Here is a 19,492-nt window from a genome sequence, read left to right as displayed (position 1 = left end):
TAACCGAATTTCTTATTGCTTAGTACTCCACTTCAAAATCAAAATCCGGTTCGAGTACGTTCGGCACTGCCACTTCAGTTGTATCGATAATTGTCTGGGACAATTTCACATCACAAGCAGCTAAAAAAGTCGTGTAATCTGGCGACCTTTTTACGAATTGAGTTGTACGAGCTGTATCATTAAACCCTTTATTATCTTTTAAAAAGAAATCTGGTGCGTATCTAGAATAATAAATAAGAGAACCACTATTTGTGAATTTTATCTCTTCTGAAAGGCGTTTAAGGTCTTCAGGTAGAATTTGGTCTATATCGATACATAATTTTGAGTAGTTATCCACTTCAAAATTTGAACCCCACTGCAATTTAGAGTCTTTTTCGGTTGCATCAGAATCTCCTAAGACCAAAAGATTCGTGTAGTACAAATTTTGGATATTACTTCCAACGTCCAATTCCTTAACAATAATTATCTGTCTAGAATCATTTTTTCCTAAGTTAATTAAATTATTTCCAGAAGCCAGAACGCCATTTACAATGATATTTGCGTTTATAAGATTATTCATATTGTTAAAAGCATTTTCATCTATTGTATCTACCGATAAATTAATACCTTCCAAATCTAAAATATTACAAGATTTTGGACAAACATTTTTTGCGAAGTCATCTGTAAATACTTTAAAGTCAGTTGGGGAAAAACCTTTGCTTTTAAGCAAACTAATAATAGCAGTCAGTGTTTCTCCTTCTGCTAACTTGCATTCATAAATTGGAGACGGGCGCTTTTCTCCCTCTTTCAATTCTTTAGTTAAATCTGCGAGCAATGCAGTACAAGAAATGGTCGGTTCTGCAGCATCAAAGATATCGGTATAAGTCACATTAGGTTTAGTTGTATTGATGACAGTTTCGATTGTGAGTGCTTCACTCGGATTTAGGAACGTATCCGGTACTTGGATATTGAACAGCGCCTTAAGTTCTTTTGAAATCGCCTCAGAAGTTCCGGCAGTTACTAAATCGACTTTGATTTTCTTGACAGCATCCGGATCGGTAGTTACGGTTCCAGTCGAATCGACCGTCGCTCCAGCTGCTGAGGAGACGGCGTAGGAAATTTGTTCTGCCGTGAATGGCTGGACAGGCGTTCCTGCAGCGAGTGCGTTAAGCTCATTCACTTTAGCTAAAATCTTTTGGATATAGAGCGCACGCATGTCTTCATCAATTTGATCTTCGATAATATCAATTTTCGCATCGCTGTCGCAACGTGTTTCGCGAGGCGGCTGGATGCAAGCAATCAGGTCATTGATACGCAATTGAGTTTCTGCTGACACATCCAATTTGATCAGTTCTAATTCACGTTTGAAATCGGCTGTATAATAACGGACACCCATTTCCGCCGATGCTACCGACTGGTTTGTGGTATCGACCGTTTTTTCCTGCTTTGCGTTGCTTAGTGAGCCTGCCATAAAAGTAGCTGATATGCTTAAAAAGAGCACAATAATTAACAATACTATTAATAGCGCATAGCCTTGCTGGTTTTTTAGCTGCTTCATCTCATAATCTCCTCCGATTCTACTGAGTTATAATCCTGGTTAATTTTGTATCAAGGGTAACTTTATTATTAGGATTGTTTAAGTCTGTAAGAACCAAGGTGATTTTTGTATGCGCAGCTTTCGGCTTCAGGTCCAGCACTTCATCAACTACACTGTCGTGCGAGTCAACGACCGTGGTATTGACGACTGTTCCCGTATAATCATAGGTCTGATCGATCGTTGTTACCGAGCACGCTCCTGTTTTATCGCAAGAGTTTATTTTCAGTTGATTCCCTTCAAATAGAAGGGAATATTTTTCGCTTCTGCGGTGTTCGTTTGTCAAGGTCGACATGATCAAGTTCGCACTTTGCTGGAGTTTGGTCTTCTCGGTTTCCACAGCGGTGTGCTTGAATCCGATAGACAAAGCCGACCAGGCGAGAGCGGCAATCGTTGCTACGAGAGCAAGAGCAGCAAGCACTTCTACAAGCGAAATACCTTTTTGATTGATAACTGATTTAAAGTTCCAGTTTTTAAGGTCCAATTGGTTCAACCGCCTCGTATGAAAGGAATGAAAAAGTTTCGCTGCTGAGCTGATAAGTCCCAGGCGAAATATCGTTTTCTTTAAAGACTTTCAAATGGGTCCGGTAAAGCTTGATCGGTTCTAGCTTCGCGCACATGCCAGCCGCCGGCGGGGTTCCGATAACTGCGGGATTTAGGTATGTCTCGCAGTTCAGGTAGATGTCCGCTTCATAGCGGTAATCCGTTTCTTTTCGGTACGTCGCCATTGTGGCAGTCCGGGAAACTAGGTTATAACCCACCAATGCCATTTCATCGTTCATTTTCGTTTCCGATAAATAATCTGGCAATCCGGTATCTGGAGTCACTGCACTCGGGACCAGCACCTTCTGCCATTTGTTAGCCGCAACGATATTGGCCATTTCTTCCCTTGCCAAGTTCATGGTGTCGAGTTTCGCTTCCGTCTTCGCATTGAAAAGCGTCATCTGCGGGAAAATGGTCATGATGCCCACAAAGACGATGCCAAGTATGACCAGCGCCGCCAGTACTTCCACAAGCGTCAACCCTTTTTCATTCTTAAGAGATTTCATTCCCATCCTCCCGTTCTTCAGCATCCCCATATATACCGTTTTCTTCCTTTTAAAACATTCTTTCTCTCTAATCTCATCATATGCTTATTATTACATTATATTTAGAATCTTGCACTGTTTTATTACAGGAAAATGTATTCTTTTTACTATTATTTTTAACAATAGTAACACTTTTAATAGGAAAAAAGACTATGAAAATGGGACAGCTCCCGTTTCATAGTCTTATTTTGCGTATGCTGCTACTTTATTGCGCCCAGCTTGCTTGGCGCCAATGTAAAGTGCGCGGTCGGCGTTGCGGATCAGGGCGTTCGGCTCGTCGCTGTCATCCGGCGCGGTGGAGACACCGATGCTGAGCGTGATGTGCACAGCCATGGCCATGCGTTCCGTGCCTAAATCATTCTTGATCATAAAGTCATGCTTCTCGATTTTCTTGCGGAGCGCTTCTGCGAACAGCATCGTCAAGTCTTTGCCATAATTCGGGAAGAGGATGACGAATTCTTCGCCGCCGTATCGGGCGACGGTTCCCTCGTTGCCGACTTCGGCTTCGAGAATGCGGGCCAGCTCAATCAGAATGTCGTTGCCGCTTTGGTGGCCGTACGTATCGTTGATGCTCTTGAAATGGTCGATGTCCATCATGACGAGTGACAGGTTCTTCAGGTCGCCGCGCTTCACGCGGTTCATCGTCTTCTCGAGCAGTTCGTCAAGATAGCGGTAATTGTAAAGCCCGGTCAAGCCGCAGCGCTCGCTTTTCGCAATCGCTTTTTGCACGTAGCCCGCTTTCTCAAGCGATACGGCGAAATATGTGCTCAGGATGTCGAGGATCTGGAGCTGGTGGTCGACGTAGGCATATTTCTTGCGCGAGGCGATCAATAGCACGCCTTCGATTTTATTGTTCCGGGCGACAGGCGTGCACATGATGCTTTCGGCGTCGTCCGGGATATAGCCGCTTGCGATGTCCGCCCATTCCTTCTTCTTGTTGTAGATGACCGAAGTGCCGGTGACGACGACGTTGCCGCCGATGCCTTTATTGTACCGGACCGCCGGAACGTTCAGGTCGACAAAGCGGTTGTCTTCATACATGCGCAGCATCTGCAGCTGGCTGTCGCGGTAATCGATGACGTAGGCGTAATCGCTTTTGAGCAGATCGGATACTTGGATAACGAATTGATCGAGCACTTCGTCGGTCGACAGGCGAGCGGCCAATTGATGGCCGATCTCCCCTGCCTTCTTCAGGTCGATATTGACTTTCTCGGAGCTGCTGTACATCTGCAGGAGCCCGGCGACCATGAGGAACGGGATGCCGAGCAGGAGCAGCGCGGCCCAGCCAATATAGGCTTCTGTGATGTAAAGCGTGATGGCATACGGGAAGACGAGCAGCGTGATGGCAAAATCCCAGATGGTATCGAGCGAGAAGAACGATTTGTCGTTGCCCATGATGGCGTCGTCCAGGTACAGGAAGAGATGGTTGGCCCCGATGGAGACAATTTCATAAATCATGCCGAATGCGATGACGTGGACCAAATCGAGCGAGCCGATTTCCCCGCCGAGTTTCATGTACGTGACACCCGCGATGATCGAGACGACAAAGAACATCAGCGAGTTGAACGGCAGGCGCTGCGAGCGCGGTGCGGAACTGCGGCTTCTGAACAGGAGCACCAGCACGGTCAGCTGGGACAGCAGCACTTCAGCGAAAATGCCGTATTTCAGAAACAGCGCAATCGTCACGCATTGAACGAGGTACATCGGCGTGCCGTTGATGTTGAGCGGCATCAGCGAAGTCAGGATGGCCAGCACCGTGAAGGCCAGGACGTTCCAGGCATCCATCTCGGGAGGCGGGTAGAACTGATAGGTCAAATACAAACCGGCTGGGACGATTGCTGCCCAAAGAAACCAAAGGACCATGCTTCGCTTATTTATCTGTTGCATGCCATCTTCTCCCTCTTTATGTGTTTTTCTCAAATGGTGTCGGTCAAGGTTGGTTTTTGAAGTTTTGGAGCATGTGGAAATCCTGATTCTTCAAAGCGGACAGGAAATACAGAGAACCCGTGACTATTGTCACTTCTTTTTTGTTTGGTACAGGTAATATATCATATAATGTTTTAATTGTCTTTATTTTACTTCTATTTTGTGAAAATAAAATTTTAGAAGATATTTCCTTTTCATATCCAAATTCGACGAACGTAAAATGCTCGCTGATTTCTTCCAAAAGGCGAAGGATCGCCTGGTAGTCCTTGTCTTTCATCAGGCCCATGACGATATGGATTTCCCGGTCCGGGTAGGTTTTCTTCACCGTATCGACAAGCGCGCGGATGCTCGCTTCGTTATGGGCGCCGTCGAGGATGACGTCGGGGTACAGCTCCTGGAAGCGGAACGGGACAGTCGTTTCGACGAGCGCCATTTCCGCTTTGGCAGGATCGAATGAAAAACCGAGCAGTTCCTTTGCCGCTTCATATGCGAGGCGGGCATTCCATAGCTGGTGCTTCCCTTTCTGCTTGAGCGGGAGCGCGAGCGGCTCCGCCGGCTGGATGAGGTCGGCATGGAGCGATTTTGCAGTTTCTTCTATAATATAGAGCGCTTCCGCCGGCAACTGCCCGACGATGATTGGTTTCCACTTTTTTATAATTCCTGCTTTATGGAAAGCAATTTTTTCCAGTGTATCTCCGAGGAAAACCGTATGTTCAAGCGAAACCGAGGGGATGATGGCGATTTCCGGGTCGATGACATTTGTGCTGTCAAAGCGCCCGCCCATCCCCGCTTCGATGATCGTGAAGTCCGGTGCCGCTTCTTCGAAGATGAGGAATGCCGCCGCCGTCAGCAATTCGAAATCGGTGAGCGATGTTCGGACACGGGCGAGCCGCTCCATTGCGCGGTCCATTTGCTGCGGTGTCGCCGCGATACCGTCGAGCTGGATCTGGTCGTGCAGGTCCAGGATTGCTGGCGAGTAGAAGTTGCCGACCGAATGGCCGTGCGCTTTCAGGATGTTTGCCAGAAATGCGGACGTCGAGCCTTTGCCGTTTGTGCCGGCGATATGTATGTATGTTCCTTTGGTTTCGGGATGGTCCAGTTCGGCCAAGGCAGATTCGATCGCTTCGAGTCCGGGTTTGATTGCCGAATCGGTCTGGATCTGCCATTTCTTTTTGTATTCATCGAGTCCGTTTATCATTTTAGGCCTTCTTTCTGCGTGAAACGTGATACACTTTTTTGAGACTTATTATATCATGAAGGTGGAGTAGAAATGACAACTTGTTGGGTTATTTATAACGGCAGCTTGGTTTCCGATAAATTCGCGGACCAGGCGCACCTCGTTGCGGAAGCGGCCGAGCGCGCTGGCGTGTCCGTGCGCATCCTGAAAAATTACGACGTGATGATGGACCTGTCGGCTGCCGCCGCCCTGCCCGACTTCGCGGTGCTGCTCGACAAGGACATCCTCCTCGGCTATTTCCTGAAAAGCCGCGGCGTGCCCGTCTATAACGACCCGGCAATCATCGACCTGTGCGACAATAAAGCCACGCAATACATCCGGCTTGCGGCGTCCGGCCTGCCGATGCCGAAGACAATCGTCGCGCCGAAAGTCTACCCGAACTTCTCGATCCTGGATTCCGGCTATTTCGAGCGTGTGATTGGCGAACTCGGCTTCCCGATGATCATCAAGGAAGGCCACGGCTCGTTCGGCATGAAAGTGTACCTGATCGAAAATGAAGTCGCATTCTACGAAAAAGTGGAGTCGCTCCGCGGCATCGATTTCGTGTTCCAGGAATTCGTCGAATCGAGCCGCGGGCGCGACATCCGCGTCAACATCGTCGGCGGCAAGATCGTCGCGGCGATGTACCGCTATTCGGAAACCGACTTCCGGGCGAACATCACCAACGGCGGCACCGCTTCCCCGGTCGAATTGACCGATGCGCAGGCAGATCTCGCACTTGCAGCGGCCGAGTCGGTCGGCGCGGTGTTCGCCGGCGTCGATCTCCTGTTTGATAAGGACGAAGCGCCGCTCGTGTGCGAAGTGAACGCCGCCGCCCATATCCGCAACATCCTGAACGTCACCGGCATCAACGTCGCAGATGCGATGATCTCATATATACTGGAGGACTTACGATGATCCTATTGTATGAAACGGAAGATTCGATCCGCAACGCCGGGTTTATTGAAGAATTGCAGCGCTTCGGCGACTTCGACCTGCTTGTTTGGGACGATTGGTCAAAGTCCGGCCAAGTCGAGCTCGCCTTGCAGCTTTCCGGCAAAATGGTGCTGTACCGGGTACGGCGCCCTGAAGCGGCACGGCTATTGGAAGACAGCGGCGCCTACCTCGTCAACCGCGCGGAAGTCAACCGCATTGCCAACGACAAAGCGCATAGTTTCCAGCTGCTCGCGGTCATGGGACTGCCCGTCATCCCGACGTACACGCAGCCGAGCGCTTACCCGTGCATCATGAAGAAAGTCGACGGATATGGCGGCTCGGACGTCGCGGTGGTGAATTCTCCCGACGATTTGCCGGAAGACCTTTCGGGCTACATCTTCCAGCCGGTCATCGAGCATACCGCCGATGTACGCGCGTATGTCATCGGCAACGAAGTCGTCGGCGCTGTAAAACGCACGCCTGTCGGCTCGTTCAAAGCGAACTACTCGCTCGGCGGCTCGGTCGAGAAATTCAAGCTTGATGCAGAGCAAAAACAGGGCGTGCTGGAAATCTCCCGGGCACTCAAGAGCGATTACATCGGCGTTGATTTCCTGCTTCTGCCGGACGGACGGCACTTGTTTAACGAAATTGAGGATCCGGTTGGCGCGCGGTCGTTCTACGAGACGCACGACGAAAACATCGCGGAGCTCTTGGTGGAATATTTGAAAGACCTCGAAAAGGAACGGCCGTTTCGGGTGAAAGAGTGAGTTTATCGGTCTGCCTTGGGGCGGGCCTTTTTTGCACATGGGACTTCATATAGAAAAGGGAAAAGTTCATGTTAAGAGCAGAATAATTCATGTATAAATTGATTTTTTTCATGTAGGAATAAAGTAAATGCCTGAAGAAATGGATATGATGCATGAACGAACTTTTGGAGGGTACTGCGTTGCAATCCAAGGGTTATTATTGCCAAACTCATTTAATTTTCCGCTCCACTGTTTTCCCGGTCCGCCCCTGTGGCGGGCTTTTTTGTTTTGTGCGGGAGGTCATCTGGCGGAGTGTCGATTAAATCTTGGATAGTGTCGATTAAATTTTAATTAGTGTCGATTAAAATGCTAAAAGTGTCGATTAAATCTCGGATAGTGTCGATTAACGGGCCAAGAGGATTGATGAAATCTAATTGAAGTTCCTACAATGAAAAACTGGCTGGCTCGAAAGGTTTTATTCCTTCTATAGAATAATCCCGGCATAATCGGGTAATTGGTTAAAAGAATCAAAATCTTAGGAGGGTTTTCATGAAAATACAAGCAGCCGTGACTCACGGCATTGGAGAAGAGTTCAAATTCGAGGAAGTAGAATTGGGTGAACCGAAAGCACATGAGGTGCTGGTGAAGATTGTGGCGTCGGGCGTCTGCCATACGGACGCGGTTGCACGGGATTTGGGCTTGTCGCCGTTCCCGGCGGTGCTTGGCCATGAAGGGTCCGGCATCGTGCAGAAAGTCGGCTCGGCGGTGACGACGATCGAGTCGGGCGACCACGTCGTGCTGTCGTTCGCTTATTGCGGGCATTGCGAAAACTGCCTGACGGGCCATCCGACCGTCTGTTTGAACTTCAACGACTTGAATTTCGGCGGCAAGATGCAGGACGGCACCCACCGCATCCACCAGGACGGGCAGAATGTCTCGACGTTCTTCGGCCAGTCTTCGTTCGGGACATTTGCGGTGACCAACGAACGCAACGTCGTCAAAGTCGACCGCGAAGTGGACTTGGCGCTCCTTGGCCCACTGGGCTGCGGCATCCAGACCGGCGCCGGGACGGTGCTCAACCGCTTCAAACCGGAATTCGGGTCTTCGATTGCCATTTACGGCAGCGGCGCAGTCGGTCTGAGAGCGGTCATGGCGGCAAAGATTGCGGGCTGCCTCAATATCATCGCGGTCGACATCCACGACAACCGCCTGGAGCTTGCGAAAGAGCTCGGGGCGACGCATACCTTGAATGGCAAGAACGTCGACGTCGTCGAGGAAATCAAAAAGATCTCGAACGGCGGCACCCATTATGCGGTGGAGACGACGGGCGTCCCGCCCGTTGTGAAGCAGGCCATCCATGCGCTGCGTCCGCTCGGGTCGTGTGCGATTGTCGGCGTGACGCCGGAGATCACGTTCGATGTCCATAACGACATCATGGCTGAAGGCAAAACGGTGATGGGCGTCATCGAAGGCGACTCGGTCCCGCAAGTGTTCATCCCCCAGCTCGTGGCTTATTACAAGCGCGGCCTGTTCCCGTTCGACAAGCTGGTGAAAGTGTACGACTTCGAAGCGATTAACGATGCCTTCGAGGATTCGAAAAACGGCTCCACCATCAAACCGATCGTCAAGATCGGCTAAACGGAAAAAGCGCTCCCGAGGGTTTCGGGAGCGCTTTTGTGTTTGATTACGAAGTCAGTTTCAAGCCGACGACGGAGGCGAGGATCATGGCGATAAATAAGATCCGCTTCCAGTCTTTTGATTCGCCGTACATGAACATGCCGACGAGCGTCCCGCCGACCGTGCCGATTCCGGTCCAGACGGCGTACGACATGCCCATCGGCAAGGTTTCCATCGCGAGCCCCAGCAAGCTGAAACTCACCGCAAAGCCACTGACAAGGACCACGTAGGAACTGATTGTTTTGTATTTGACGGAACGGTTCATGCCGATGACCCCCAGCACTTCAAACCCGCCGGCCAATATCAGATAGACCCAAGCCATATCACATTACCTCTTCTTTCTTGTCGGGATCTGCCGTGACTAGCTTCAAGCCGATGACGCCGGCCAGCAGCATGCTGATGAAGAACATTTTCGGCCAGCTGAACGGTTCCCCGAATACGATCATTTCCACAATGACGGTCCCGGCAGTCCCGATGCCGGTGAACACCGCATAGGCAGTCGCGACCGGAACTTTCTCCAGCGCTTTCAAGAGCACGACGAATGAAACAAAGATCAGCGCCGCGACGGCAAGCCACGCAAGCCAGCTCGATGCGTATTTCAGCCCGATCGCCCAAAGTATTTCAATAATGCCTGCTATGATGACAAGCATCCAATGTTTGTTCATGTTTGATTCCTCCGCAACTCTTTTCTATCTTTGGCGATTCCGCGCCAGTAGAAATGCCAAGACGCTTCAAGCCGCCGCTGCGTCCGGTCGGGTCCGCCGTAAAGCATTTCCACAAATACACCATCCAAGACGCCGAGGAAAGCCGCCGTTGCTTCTTTGGCATCGATTCCCTTGCTCAATTCGCCTTCCTTTTGCGCCGCTTCCATGAGCGGTTCGAGCAGTTCCTCAAGCTTGTCCAGATAGGCATAGACCTTCCCCATCACTTCATCGTACAGATGCGCCGGCGGGAAAAACGAGATGCGTAGCCAGAACTTCGTCGCGGCATTTTGATCATTCCGCTCCCTATGGTACAGAAGGAAGTCATACAGGAACTCCTGGATGGGACGTGCTTTGTTTTGTTCAATAAACGCGGTGACCGATTCGATCTCGCTCTCGACCACGTCGCTAAAGACCTGCAGGAACATTTGGTCCTTCCCTTTGAAATGGGTATAGATGGACTGCTTTTTGATGCCGACGTCGTCTGCGATATGCGCCATCGATGTGCCATCAAAGCCGTGTTCCGCAAAGCGGTTCAATGCTGCTAGTTTTAACTGATCCAGTGTCATAACTTCACCCTTCCGAACGTTCGTCAGGTAACTATAACAAATGGTTTTGCGGGAGTCAATTGAAGAGGATTGAGATTGGGGTTTGCGGTCAATTCATGAAACACAGATATGAGGTCGAGAAACATAGATAGAAAGCTAGGAAACGCCGGTAGAAACAGTTGAAACATCGATAGGACCCACGCAAACCATCGATAGAAAAAACTTTTAACGCCGGTAGAACCCTCCTGCCCTTCCTCCCTTTCGCTTTTCGCCGGGGCGAAAAGCAGGAATTCGGGTTTTGGGTTTGTCTTTGGAGAAGAGGAACGTTGAATAACCTCCGCGGAACGATGATAGAAGCTTGTCCATTACAATCCGAAAAGAACAACACCGATAGAAAACCTCAAAACGCCGGTAGAACCCTCCCGCCCTACTTCTTTTTCGCTTTTCGCCCGGCGAAAAGCCGGCATTCAGCTCTTCCACGCAAAAAAAAGGCGACCAGACCCGCGCGGGGTTTGGTCGCCTCTTTCTACTACAGGTTCTTCAATTCTTCGATGCGCTTTTCTACCGTCGCGTGCTTCTCGAGGTAGTCGGCTTCTTTTTTGCGTTCTTCGGCTACTACCGCGTCCGGCGCTTTGGAAACAAAGCGTTCGTTCGACAGTTTGCCTTGGACGAGTTTCACTTCTTTCGCCCATTTCTCGAGTTCTTTGTTCAAACGTGCAAGTTCTGCATCGATGTCGAGCAGACCTTCAAGCGGCATGAACAGTTCGGCGCCCGATACGACAGCGGACATCGATTTTTCCGGTGCAGCGATGTTTTCGCCGATCGTCAATGTTTCCGGGTTGCAGAAACGTTCGATATAGGCGGCGTTCGCTTCAAGCACAGCGTGGATGTTTGCGTCTTTCGCAGAAATCGTCAATGGCACTTTCTTGCTCATCGGCGACTGTACTTCTGCGCGGATCGTGCGGACAGCTGTGATGATGTCCATCAACAGCTTCATGCTTGATGACTGGCTTTGGTCGGTCAACGACTCGTCGACTGTCGGCCAAGCAGCAACCGTAATCGATTCGCCTTCGTGCGGCAAGTTCTGCCAGATCTCTTCTGTGATGAACGGCATGAACGGATGCAAGAGGCGCATCGTGTTGTCGAGTACATACGCCAGAACCGAACGCGTCATTTTCTTCGCGTCTTCGTCTTCGCCGTACAATGGCAGCTTCGCCATCTCGATGTACCAGTCGCAGAAATCATCCCAGATGAAGTTATAGAGCGTGCGGCCCACTTCGCCGAATTCGTAGCGTTCTGCTAATGAAGTCACTTGCTCGATGGTTTCATTCAAACGGGTCAGGATCCATGAATCCGCAACCGAGCGTTTGCCGGAAAGGTCGATCTCTTCATAAGTCATGCCTTCCATATTCATCAATGCAAAGCGGGAAGCGTTCCAGATTTTATTGGCAAAGTTCCAGATGCTCTCAACTTTCTCCATGGAGAAGCGGAGGTCCTGCCCTGGGCTTGATGCCGTTGCCAGGAAGTAGCGCAGCGAATCCGCTCCGTATTCCGCGATAACGTCCATCGGGTCAACGCCATTGCCGAGCGATTTCGACATCTTGCGCCCTTCTGCGTCGCGGACAAGCCCGTGGATCAATACGTCTTTGAACGGCTTTTCTTCCGTGAATTCAAGCGCCTGGAAAATCATGCGCGAAACCCAGAAGTAAATGATGTCGTAGCCTGTTACAAGCGCATCTGTCGGGTAATAGCGCTTCAATTCATCACTGTCAGCCGGCCAGCCGAGCGTCGAGAACGGCCATAGCGCGGATGAGAACCACGTATCAAGCACGTCTTCGTCCTGCGTCCAGTTTTCGGCGTCTGCCGGCGCGTCCATGCCTACGTAGATTTCACCGGTTTCGTTATGGTACCAAGCCGGAATTTGATGGCCCCACCACAATTGGCGCGAGATGCACCAGTCGCGAATGTTTTCCATCCACTGCAGGTAAGTCTTCTCGAAGCGTTCCGGCACAAAGTTAACGCCTTCTTCGCCGTGCTGCAGGTCGATCGCTTTTTGTGCGAGCGGCTTCATGTCAACGAACCATTGTGTGGACAGGTACGGCTCGACAACGGCGCCACTGCGCTCGGAATGGCCTACGGAATGCATATGCTCTTCGATTTTGAATAAAACATCCATGTCCTGCAAATCTTTGACGATCGCTTTGCGGCATTCGAAGCGGTCCATGCCTTCGTATTTGCCGGCGTTCTCGTTCATCGAACCGTCTTCGTGCATGACGAGCACGCGCTCGAGGTTATGGCGGTTGCCGATCTCGAAATCGTTCGGGTCGTGTGCCGGCGTGATTTTCACGGCGCCGCTTCCGAATTCCATGTCGACGTAATCGTCAGCAACGATCTCGATTTCACGGCCGACGATCGGCAGGATGACTTTCTTGCCGATCAAGTGCTGGTAGCGCTCATCTTTCGGATGAACCGCTACGGCCGTATCGCCGAGCATCGTCTCCGGACGCGTCGTCGCAACTTCGATATGGCCCGAGCCGTCTGCGAGCGGATAGCGCATGTGGTAGAAGCCGCCTTGCACATCTTTGTAGATAACTTCAATATCGGAAATCGCGGTCTTCGTCGCCGGATCCCAGTTGATGATGTATTTCCCGCGGTAGATGAGTTTCTTTTCGTAAAGTTTTACGAATACTTCCTTAACCGCTTCCGACAAGCCTTCATCTAACGTAAAGCGCTCGCGTGAGTAATCAAGGCCAAGGCCCAGCTTCGACCATTGCTCGCGGATGTGTCCAGCGTATTCATCTTTCCATTTCCACGACTCTTCCAGGAATTTCTCGCGGCCGAGGTCGTAGCGGGACTTGCCTTCTTCGCGCAATTTCCCTTCCACTTTCGCCTGCGTCGCGATGCCGGCGTGGTCCATGCCCGGCAGCCATAGGGCGTCAAAGCCCTGCATGCGCTTCATGCGCGTCAGGATGTCCTGCAATGTCGTGTCCCAAGCGTGGCCAAGGTGAAGTTTGCCGGTTACGTTCGGCGGCGGAATCACGATGGTGTACGGGGTCTTGCCGCTTTCGGGTTTCGCTTCAAAAAATTTGTTGTTGATCCACCATTCATAGCGTCCTTTTTCAATGGACTGCGGATCGTACTTCGTCGGCATTTCAGTCATTGCAATTCCTCCTTATGGGTTTTATTCGCCTGAGCGGTTTTGCCGGAAAACAAAAAAACCCCTTCGTCTGTAAAGGACGAAGGAGTTGTTCGCGGTACCACCTTTATACCAGACCGAAAAAACGGGTCTGGCGCTCAAGCTCGATAACGGATATCATCCGGTCCCCGCTACTCGAATTTCACGGGGACTGCTCCGAGGTGACATTCAAATGCTGGCCATAGGAACCTCCCACCAAACGGTTCCCTCTCTGAAATCGGCGTACATTCTACTATCCTCATCAACGCATTGATTATCTAATTACACCCATTGTACTCAGATTCGGCTTTTAGCGTCAAGTTTTTTCACGATCAATGTGACAATCGGCGAGGCGATCAGCAGAATGAAAAACAGCCGGAACAATTGGAAGCTCGTGATCAGCGCGACGTCGCCGCCGGTCGCGAGCGCCGTGATCGCCATTTCCGCGATGCCGCCTGGCGCTGCGCTCAGGAAGAAATCAAGGAAGATATAGTCCGGCAATAGTTTCGCGAGGATATAGGCAATAAATGCCGTGAAGCTGATCAGCAGCGCATTGTTCAGGACGATCGCCGCGCCCAAGCGGAACGTCAATTTGTCGCCGATATGCTCCATCTGCAGGCCGAGCCCGGCGCCGATGCACACCTGTGCGAGCGCGATCAACCAGTACGGCATGTCGACGAGAAGGTCGCCCGTCACTGTCTGGACGATCGCCATCGTCAGGATCGGCGCGAGCAGTTCTGCGGCCGGGAAGCCGATTCGCTTCATGGCTATGTATAGCGTGAGCCCGACAGCGACAGCTGCAAGGAATGCGAGCGGCGCAAAGGTGAAGACGCGCTCGCCGAGCTCCCCTTCTTCCCGGCCGGTGAGGAACACGGTGAAGAACGGCACGATCGTCACGACCATGAAGATGCGGATCGTCTGCATCATCGTGACGACCGTGATGTTCGCGGACTTCACGTCTTCCGCGATGACGACCATTTGTGCGAGCCCGCCCGGAATCGACCCGAGGAGGCTTGTCGCCAGTGATTCATCGACCATTTTCATGAACAGCAGGCCGAGCATGATCGACAAGCCGACGACCGACACCGTCATGAACGCCATATACGGCAAATCGAACCACATCAGGAACACCGCATCGCGCGTGAACGACGAGCCGATCTGCACGCCGAGCATGACAAGTCCTGCCGTGCGCAGGATCTTCGGCCAGTAAAGTTCCATTTTGGTGAACTGGCTCACGAGGAGCAGCGCCAGCATTGGGCCGAGCAGCCACGGCAAGAACATGCCGACCACTTCGAACAGCCAGCCTGCCAGCACCGCTATGATCAATGTCCGTAAGAATATGTACATCCGCTCTCCCTGCCCTTCGCCTTCCGAAATTCTTTCTCTTTCTATCGTACAGGAAAATGGAAGTGAAATCTTCTGTAGGATGCAAATTCTTTGGGGGAAATGGGTTGCGGGTTTGGTACGAGGCAGATATTTTTTCTATCGGCGGTTTTGACGGGTTCTATCGGCGTTTCTTGGAGTTCTATCGGTGTTTCTAAGGTTTCTACCGGCGTTTTGAGGTTTTCTATCGATGTTTCTAGTTTTTTGGAAGGTTTGTGGACGAACTTATTCGTTGTTTAGAGTCGATCCAAGCAGACGTTTCTTTCATCACTTCTTATAAGCTCTTTCATCGTTTCAAAGACTTCTATGATCGTCCTGCGAAGTTTATTCATCCCTCCCCCAAAACCCGAATGCCGGCTTTTCGCCCCCGGCGAAAAGCGAAAGTGCCACTTTACTTGCGGCAAATCCGATTTTCTTGCAGAAAACCTAATTTACTTGCGGAAACGGGTACTTTACTTGCACTAAATGAGATTTACTTGCAGCAATCATCACTTTACTTGCAAAATCCTTTATTTACTTGCAGAATCCAATACTTTATTTGCAGCAAGCCGGTTTTATTCGCAAAAAGCCGTAGTCTGTTCAAGCACATAAAAACCCGGCCGCTAGGAAAGCGGCCGGGCAATCAAACTTATTTATCTTGCTAATTTCGCAAACACCGTATGGAACGCATCGACCGTTTTGGCGATGTGTTCTTCAGTATGCGCCGTTGACAGGAACATGCCTTCGAATTGGGACGGCGGCAGGAAGATGCCTTCTTCCGCCATCAAGCGGTAGTAGTCCGCAAACAGGTCGGTGTCGGATGTCTTCGCGGATGCGAAGTCGACGACCGGTTCGTTCGTGAAGAAGAAGCCGATCATCGAGCCCGCACGGTTCACGGTGTGCGGGATGTTGTATTTTTCAGCCGCTGCACGGAAGCCGGCTTCGAGCTGGTCGCCGCGTTCAACGAAAAGGTCGTACGAACTTTCGTCCAAACGTGACAAGGTTTCAAAGCCAGCCGTCATGGCCAGCGGGTTGCCGGAAAGCGTACCGGCCTGGTAGATCGAGCCGCTCGGTGCGACTTGTTGCATGATTTCGCGCTTGCCGCCGAAAGCGCCGACTGGCAGTCCGCCGCCGATGACTTTGCCGAGGCAGGTCATGTCCGGCGTGACGCCGTAATGGCCTTGTGCACAGTTATAGCCGACGCGGAATCCGGTCATGACTTCATCAAAGATCAGGATCGTGCCGAATTCAGTCGTCAAGTTGCGGAGTTCCTGCAGGAAGCCTTCGTTCGGCGGCACGACGCCCATATTGCCGGCAACTGGCTCAACGATGACCGCGGCGATTTCGTCGCCGAATTTCTGGAACGCCAAACGGACGCTTTCCAGGTCGTTGTACGGCACCGTCAAGGTGTTTTGCGCTACGGAATCAGGGACGCCCGGCGAGTCCGGCAAGCCGAGTGTCGCGACGCCTGAGCCCGCTTTGATCAAGAGGCTGTCGGCGTGGCCGTGGTAGCAGCCTTCGAACTTCAGGATTTTATTGCGTCCGGTATAGCCGCGTGCGACGCGCAATGCGCTCATCGTGGCTTCGGTGCCGGATGACACCATGCGGACCATTTCGATCGACGGGACGCGCTCCATGACGAGTTTCGCCATTTCGTTTTCCATGAGCGTCGGCGCGCCGAAGCTTGTGCCGAGTTCAGCGGTCTTCTGGATCGCTTTCACGACTTCCGGATGGGCATGCCCAAGGATCAGCGGGCCCCATGACAGGACATAGTCGATGTATGTATTGCCATCGATGTCCGTGATGGTCGCGCCGTTTCCGGATGCCATGAAGATCGGGTCCATATTGACCGATTTGAATGCGCGCACCGGCGAGTTTACGCCGCCCGGCATCAATTTTTTCGCTTCAGTGAATGCTGCAATCGATTTTCCGTATCCCATTTATTTCCCCTCCAGCCAGCGTGCTGCGTCTTTGGCGTGGTACGTCATGATGATGTCCGCGCCCGCGCGTTTCATGCTTAGTAACGTTTCAAGGACGATTTTCTCTTCGTCGACCCAGCCGTTCAATGCGGCTGCTTTGACCATCGCGTATTCGCCGGAGACGTTATAAGCGACGATCGGCAAATCGAAGTTATCGCGCACTTCGCGGATGACGTCGAGGTACGAAAGCGCCGGTTTGACGATCATGAAGTCTGCGCCTTCTTCAACGTCTGCCGCCGCTTCGCGCAAGGCTTCAAGGCGGTTCGCCGGGTCCATCTGGTAGGTCTTGCGGTCTCCGAACTGCGGTGTGGAATGCGCCGCTTCACGGAACGGGCCGTAGTAGGCGGACGAGTATTTCACGCCGTAGCTCATGATCGGCGTGTTTTCAAATCCGGCCTGGTCCAATCCGTAGCGGATCGCCGCAACAAAGCCGTCCATCATGTTCGACGGTGCGATGATGTCAGCGCCGGCTTTCGCCTGCGATACAGCTGTACGAGCCAAGAGATCCAAAGTTTCGTCGTTCAGGATGACGCCTTCTTCGATAACGCCGCAATGGCCGTGGTCGGTGTATTGGCAAAGGCACGTATCGGCAATGACAACCAATTCCGGATGGCGGTTTTTCGCAAAACGGATTGCTTCCTGCGTGATGGCGTGGTCGTGGTAGGCTTGCGAGCCGACCGCGTCTTTTTCATTCGGCACGCCGAACAGGATGACCGACGGAATGCCGAGCGAGACGACTTCATCCAGCTCCGCACCTAACGTATCCAGTGAGAAATGGTAGACGCCCGGCATCGAGGAAATCTCCTCTTTGACGTTCTCCCCTTCCACAACGAAAATCGGGTAGATGAAATCTTCTTTCTGAACGCTTGTTTCACGTACCATGGCGCGCAGGTTCGCAGAAGTGCGAAGCCGGCGGCCGCGGTGGAAATTCAACTCAGCCATGTAAACAACTTCCTTTCATTATTTCATTGATGACTTCGGTGTACGTATATTTTTGGGGAATAAATTCAGCCGTGCCGCCGCTTTCCGTGATGGCGCGCTCGGTCACATGGCCGATGGCCGCTGCTCGGATCGCTTTCCAGTCGCCGCCTGCCTCCGTAAAGGCCCGGACGGCGGAAGGGCTCGCGAATATGACGATCGCTCCGTGCATGCCGGCCAATTCCCGTGCATTCTCTATTTTAAGCGCCGTGTCGTAAATAATCCATTCATCCACCTGCATCGGCATCGACGCAATCGTATTTTTGGCGAGTGCCCCTTTGATGAACAGGCATTTGGCGTTGCCGGCAACGGACGGGAATTCCTCCACGAACCAGTCGGCGCTGTAGACAGTCGGCATAAAGTCGACGGTGTAGCCGTATTGCTCGAGCTTTTCAGCCGTCTTCTCCCCGACCGCGGCGATTTTTGCAGCGGTCGCTGCGTGGAGCTGGCCGAACGCATCCGCGCTCGTCGCGCTCGTGAAGATCAGCCAGTCATAACAGCCGAAATCCGGCAGCTGTGACTGCCGGACCGATGTTTCTATGAGGGGCAGATAAAGTGCCTTGCCGCCGTATAATTCGACCATTTCCAAAGATTCCATAGGCTTTTTCGAACCGGTGAAGACGATGGTTTTGCCTTTCAGCGGCAGTCCGTCAAACATTGCTTTCTGCTTTAACCTGTTGGATGAGCTCATAGCCGCCTTGCGCGCTGATGCGCTTTGCCACGTCCTGGCCGGCAGCGATCGGATCGCTGTGGACCGCTGATTCCTTGTAGACGACGTCGCCGTCCGGAGAGGAAATCAAACCGGTGAATGACACGTTGCCTGCTTCTACAGTTGCGTAACCTGCAATCGGCACTTGGCAGCTGCCGTCCATGTCGCGCAGGAATTGGCGCTCTGCATTGACCGCAAGCGCTGTGTGCTCGTCGTTGACTTTCACGAGTTCCTCAAGCAGTTCCGCGTCGTCTTCACGGCATTCGATGGCAAGTGCGCCTTGGCCGATCGCCGGTAGGCAGTCTTCCACTTCAAGGAATTCCGTAACGATGTCGTCTTTCCAGCCCATGCGCTTCAACCCGGCAGCCGCCAGGATGATGGCATCGAAATCGCCAGACTTCAATTTCTCGAGGCGCGTGTCGATATTGCCGCGGATCCACTGGATATCAAGGTCCGGACGCATCAACAAGAGCTGCGAGCTGCGGCGCAGGCTGCTTGTGCCGACGACCGCTCCGACAGGAAGGTCCATGAATTTCACGTGGTTGTTTGCGATGAATGCATCGCGCGGGTCTTCGCGTTCCGGGATGCAGCCGATAACTAAGCCTTCCGGCAGTACCGACGGCATGTCCTTCATGCTGTGGACAGCGAAATCGATTTCTTTGTCGTAGAGCGCCTGCTCGATCTCTTTGACGAACAAGCCTTTGCCTCCGACTTTCGACAGAGTGACGTCGACGATGCGGTCGCCTTTTGTCACGATTTCTTTGATTTCAAATTCGAACGGCGCACCGGCCGCTTTCAATTTGTCGATAAACTGGCCCGTCTGCGTCAGTGCGAGCTTGCTTCTTCTTGAACCTACGATGATTTTTCTCAAATGAATC

General features: G+C 51.9%; 17 protein-coding genes and 1 other annotated feature. Of the genes, 3 read left to right on the top strand and 14 right to left on the bottom strand.

The features are described from left to right. Positions 1 to 19: 19 nt before the first annotated feature. The 5 genes from ACFSDB_RS13660 to ACFSDB_RS13640 form a co-directional block, all read right to left on the bottom strand. A complete protein-coding gene (locus ACFSDB_RS13660) occupies positions 20 to 1,537 on the bottom strand; it encodes a hypothetical protein (protein WP_204890351.1) in 1,518 nt (505 codons plus the stop codon). A 19-nt stretch (positions 1,538 to 1,556) separates the two neighbouring features. Then, positions 1,557 to 2,057: a prepilin-type N-terminal cleavage/methylation domain-containing protein gene (locus ACFSDB_RS13655; protein ID WP_204890350.1), complete on the bottom strand. Its 501-nt coding sequence runs from the start codon at positions 2,055 to 2,057 to the stop codon at positions 1,557 to 1,559. After that, positions 2,047 to 2,622 carry a type IV pilus modification PilV family protein gene (locus tag ACFSDB_RS13650; RefSeq protein WP_204890349.1) on the bottom strand — a complete coding sequence of 192 codons (576 nt, stop codon included), beginning with the start codon at positions 2,620 to 2,622 and terminating at the stop codon, positions 2,047 to 2,049. The genes ACFSDB_RS13655 and ACFSDB_RS13650 overlap by 11 nt, the downstream gene beginning before the upstream one ends. A 222-nt stretch (positions 2,623 to 2,844) precedes the next feature. Continuing rightward, complete coding sequence (locus ACFSDB_RS13645) at positions 2,845 to 4,548, bottom strand: sensor domain-containing diguanylate cyclase (RefSeq protein WP_204890348.1); 1,704 nt, start codon at positions 4,546 to 4,548, stop codon at positions 2,845 to 2,847. Positions 4,549 to 4,591: 43 nt separating this feature from the next. Continuing rightward, positions 4,592 to 5,785 (bottom strand): bifunctional folylpolyglutamate synthase/dihydrofolate synthase, encoded by a 1,194-nt coding sequence (locus ACFSDB_RS13640; RefSeq protein ID WP_204890347.1) that lies wholly within the window; start codon positions 5,783 to 5,785, stop codon positions 4,592 to 4,594. A 72-nt stretch (positions 5,786 to 5,857) separates the two neighbouring features. Between ACFSDB_RS13640 and ACFSDB_RS13635 the strand changes: the two genes are divergently transcribed. The 3 genes from ACFSDB_RS13635 (at position 5,858) to ACFSDB_RS13625 (ending at position 9,123) form a co-directional block, all read left to right on the top strand. Continuing rightward, positions 5,858 to 6,721, top strand: a complete 864-nt coding sequence (locus ACFSDB_RS13635) for an ATP-grasp domain-containing protein (RefSeq protein WP_204890346.1) — start codon at positions 5,858 to 5,860, stop codon at positions 6,719 to 6,721. Further along, entirely contained in the window at positions 6,718 to 7,506 is a 789-nt protein-coding gene (locus tag ACFSDB_RS13630) for an ATP-grasp domain-containing protein (RefSeq protein WP_204890345.1), read from the top strand. The genes ACFSDB_RS13635 and ACFSDB_RS13630 overlap by 4 nt, the downstream gene beginning before the upstream one ends. A 528-nt stretch (positions 7,507 to 8,034) precedes the next feature. Next, the gene (locus tag ACFSDB_RS13625) at positions 8,035 to 9,123 is read left to right on the top strand and encodes an NAD(P)-dependent alcohol dehydrogenase (protein ID WP_204890344.1); all 1,089 of its coding nucleotides are present in this window, start codon (positions 8,035 to 8,037) and stop codon (positions 9,121 to 9,123) included. A gap of 46 nt (positions 9,124 to 9,169) precedes the next feature. On the opposite strand, the gene ACFSDB_RS13620 is transcribed toward ACFSDB_RS13625, so the two are convergent. The 9 genes from ACFSDB_RS13620 to hemC all read right to left on the bottom strand — a co-directional run bounded on the left by ACFSDB_RS13620 (position 9,170) and on the right by hemC (position 19,485). Then, positions 9,170 to 9,484: a DMT family transporter gene (locus ACFSDB_RS13620; RefSeq protein WP_204890343.1), complete on the bottom strand. Its 315-nt coding sequence runs from the start codon at positions 9,482 to 9,484 to the stop codon at positions 9,170 to 9,172. A gap of 1 nt (position 9,485) precedes the next feature. Further along, the gene (locus tag ACFSDB_RS13615) at positions 9,486 to 9,827 is read right to left on the bottom strand and encodes a DMT family transporter (protein ID WP_204890342.1); all 342 of its coding nucleotides are present in this window, start codon (positions 9,825 to 9,827) and stop codon (positions 9,486 to 9,488) included. Beyond that, positions 9,824 to 10,432, bottom strand: coding sequence for a TetR/AcrR family transcriptional regulator (locus ACFSDB_RS13610; protein WP_204890341.1), 609 nt, complete (start codon positions 10,430 to 10,432; stop codon positions 9,824 to 9,826). Before ACFSDB_RS13610 ends, ACFSDB_RS13615 begins: the two co-directional genes overlap by 4 nt. A gap of 508 nt (positions 10,433 to 10,940) precedes the next feature. Further along, the gene (locus tag ACFSDB_RS13605; RefSeq protein ID WP_377340344.1) at positions 10,941 to 13,571 is read right to left on the bottom strand and encodes a valine--tRNA ligase; all 2,631 of its coding nucleotides are present in this window, start codon (positions 13,569 to 13,571) and stop codon (positions 10,941 to 10,943) included. Positions 13,572 to 13,640: 69 nt separating this feature from the next. After that, positions 13,641 to 13,861 (bottom strand) — a binding site (T-box leader). A 22-nt stretch (positions 13,862 to 13,883) separates the two neighbouring features. Then, the gene (locus ACFSDB_RS13600) at positions 13,884 to 14,933 is read right to left on the bottom strand and encodes an AbrB family transcriptional regulator (RefSeq protein WP_204890340.1); all 1,050 of its coding nucleotides are present in this window, start codon (positions 14,931 to 14,933) and stop codon (positions 13,884 to 13,886) included. 668 nt (positions 14,934 to 15,601) lie between these two features. Further along, positions 15,602 to 16,888 carry a glutamate-1-semialdehyde 2,1-aminomutase gene (gene hemL / locus ACFSDB_RS13595; protein WP_204890339.1) on the bottom strand — a complete coding sequence of 429 codons (1,287 nt, stop codon included), beginning with the start codon at positions 16,886 to 16,888 and terminating at the stop codon, positions 15,602 to 15,604. Continuing rightward, entirely contained in the window at positions 16,889 to 17,869 is a 981-nt protein-coding gene (gene hemB, locus ACFSDB_RS13590) for a porphobilinogen synthase (RefSeq protein WP_204890338.1), read from the bottom strand. Next, a complete protein-coding gene (locus ACFSDB_RS13585; protein WP_204890337.1) occupies positions 17,862 to 18,563 on the bottom strand; it encodes a uroporphyrinogen-III synthase in 702 nt (233 codons plus the stop codon). Before ACFSDB_RS13585 ends, hemB begins: the two co-directional genes overlap by 8 nt. Further along, the gene (hemC, locus tag ACFSDB_RS13580) at positions 18,556 to 19,485 is read right to left on the bottom strand and encodes a hydroxymethylbilane synthase (protein ID WP_204890336.1); all 930 of its coding nucleotides are present in this window, start codon (positions 19,483 to 19,485) and stop codon (positions 18,556 to 18,558) included. The genes ACFSDB_RS13585 and hemC overlap by 8 nt, the downstream gene beginning before the upstream one ends. Between the last annotated feature and the right edge of the window lie 7 nt (positions 19,486 to 19,492).

The organism is Planococcus chinensis (assembly GCF_042681545.1).
GTDB lineage: Bacteria > Bacillota > Bacilli > Bacillales_A > Planococcaceae > Planococcus > Planococcus chinensis.
Note: the sequence above shows the minus strand (reverse complement) of the source record. Positions and strands in the feature narration are given on the sequence as shown.

What these genes read in the sequence shown, in the direction of transcription:
- ACFSDB_RS13660 (WP_204890351.1), bottom strand. Translation starts at nt 1,537, where the DNA reads ATGAAGCAGCTAAAAAACCAGCAAGGCTATGCGCTATTAATAGTATTG.
- ACFSDB_RS13650 (WP_204890349.1), bottom strand. Translation starts at nt 2,622, where the DNA reads ATGAAATCTCTTAAGAATGAAAAAGGGTTGACGCTTGTGGAAGTACTG.
- ACFSDB_RS13645 (WP_204890348.1), bottom strand. Translation starts at nt 4,548, where the DNA reads ATGCAACAGATAAATAAGCGAAGCATGGTCCTTTGGTTTCTTTGGGCA.
- ACFSDB_RS13640 (WP_204890347.1), bottom strand. Translation starts at nt 5,785, where the DNA reads ATGATAAACGGACTCGATGAATACAAAAAGAAATGGCAGATCCAGACC.
- ACFSDB_RS13635 (WP_204890346.1), top strand. Translation starts at nt 5,858, where the DNA reads ATGACAACTTGTTGGGTTATTTATAACGGCAGCTTGGTTTCCGATAAA.
- ACFSDB_RS13630 (WP_204890345.1), top strand. Translation starts at nt 6,718, where the DNA reads ATGATCCTATTGTATGAAACGGAAGATTCGATCCGCAACGCCGGGTTT.
- ACFSDB_RS13625 (WP_204890344.1), top strand. Translation starts at nt 8,035, where the DNA reads ATGAAAATACAAGCAGCCGTGACTCACGGCATTGGAGAAGAGTTCAAA.
- ACFSDB_RS13620 (WP_204890343.1), bottom strand. Translation starts at nt 9,484, where the DNA reads ATGGCTTGGGTCTATCTGATATTGGCCGGCGGGTTTGAAGTGCTGGGG.
- ACFSDB_RS13615 (WP_204890342.1), bottom strand. Translation starts at nt 9,827, where the DNA reads ATGAACAAACATTGGATGCTTGTCATCATAGCAGGCATTATTGAAATA.
- ACFSDB_RS13610 (WP_204890341.1), bottom strand. Translation starts at nt 10,432, where the DNA reads ATGACACTGGATCAGTTAAAACTAGCAGCATTGAACCGCTTTGCGGAA.
- ACFSDB_RS13605 (WP_377340344.1), bottom strand. Translation starts at nt 13,571, where the DNA reads ATGACTGAAATGCCGACGAAGTACGATCCGCAGTCCATTGAAAAAGGA.
- ACFSDB_RS13600 (WP_204890340.1), bottom strand. Translation starts at nt 14,933, where the DNA reads ATGTACATATTCTTACGGACATTGATCATAGCGGTGCTGGCAGGCTGG.
- hemL (WP_204890339.1), bottom strand. Translation starts at nt 16,888, where the DNA reads ATGGGATACGGAAAATCGATTGCAGCATTCACTGAAGCGAAAAAATTG.
- hemB (WP_204890338.1), bottom strand. Translation starts at nt 17,869, where the DNA reads ATGGCTGAGTTGAATTTCCACCGCGGCCGCCGGCTTCGCACTTCTGCG.
- ACFSDB_RS13585 (WP_204890337.1), bottom strand. Translation starts at nt 18,563, where the DNA reads ATGTTTGACGGACTGCCGCTGAAAGGCAAAACCATCGTCTTCACCGGT.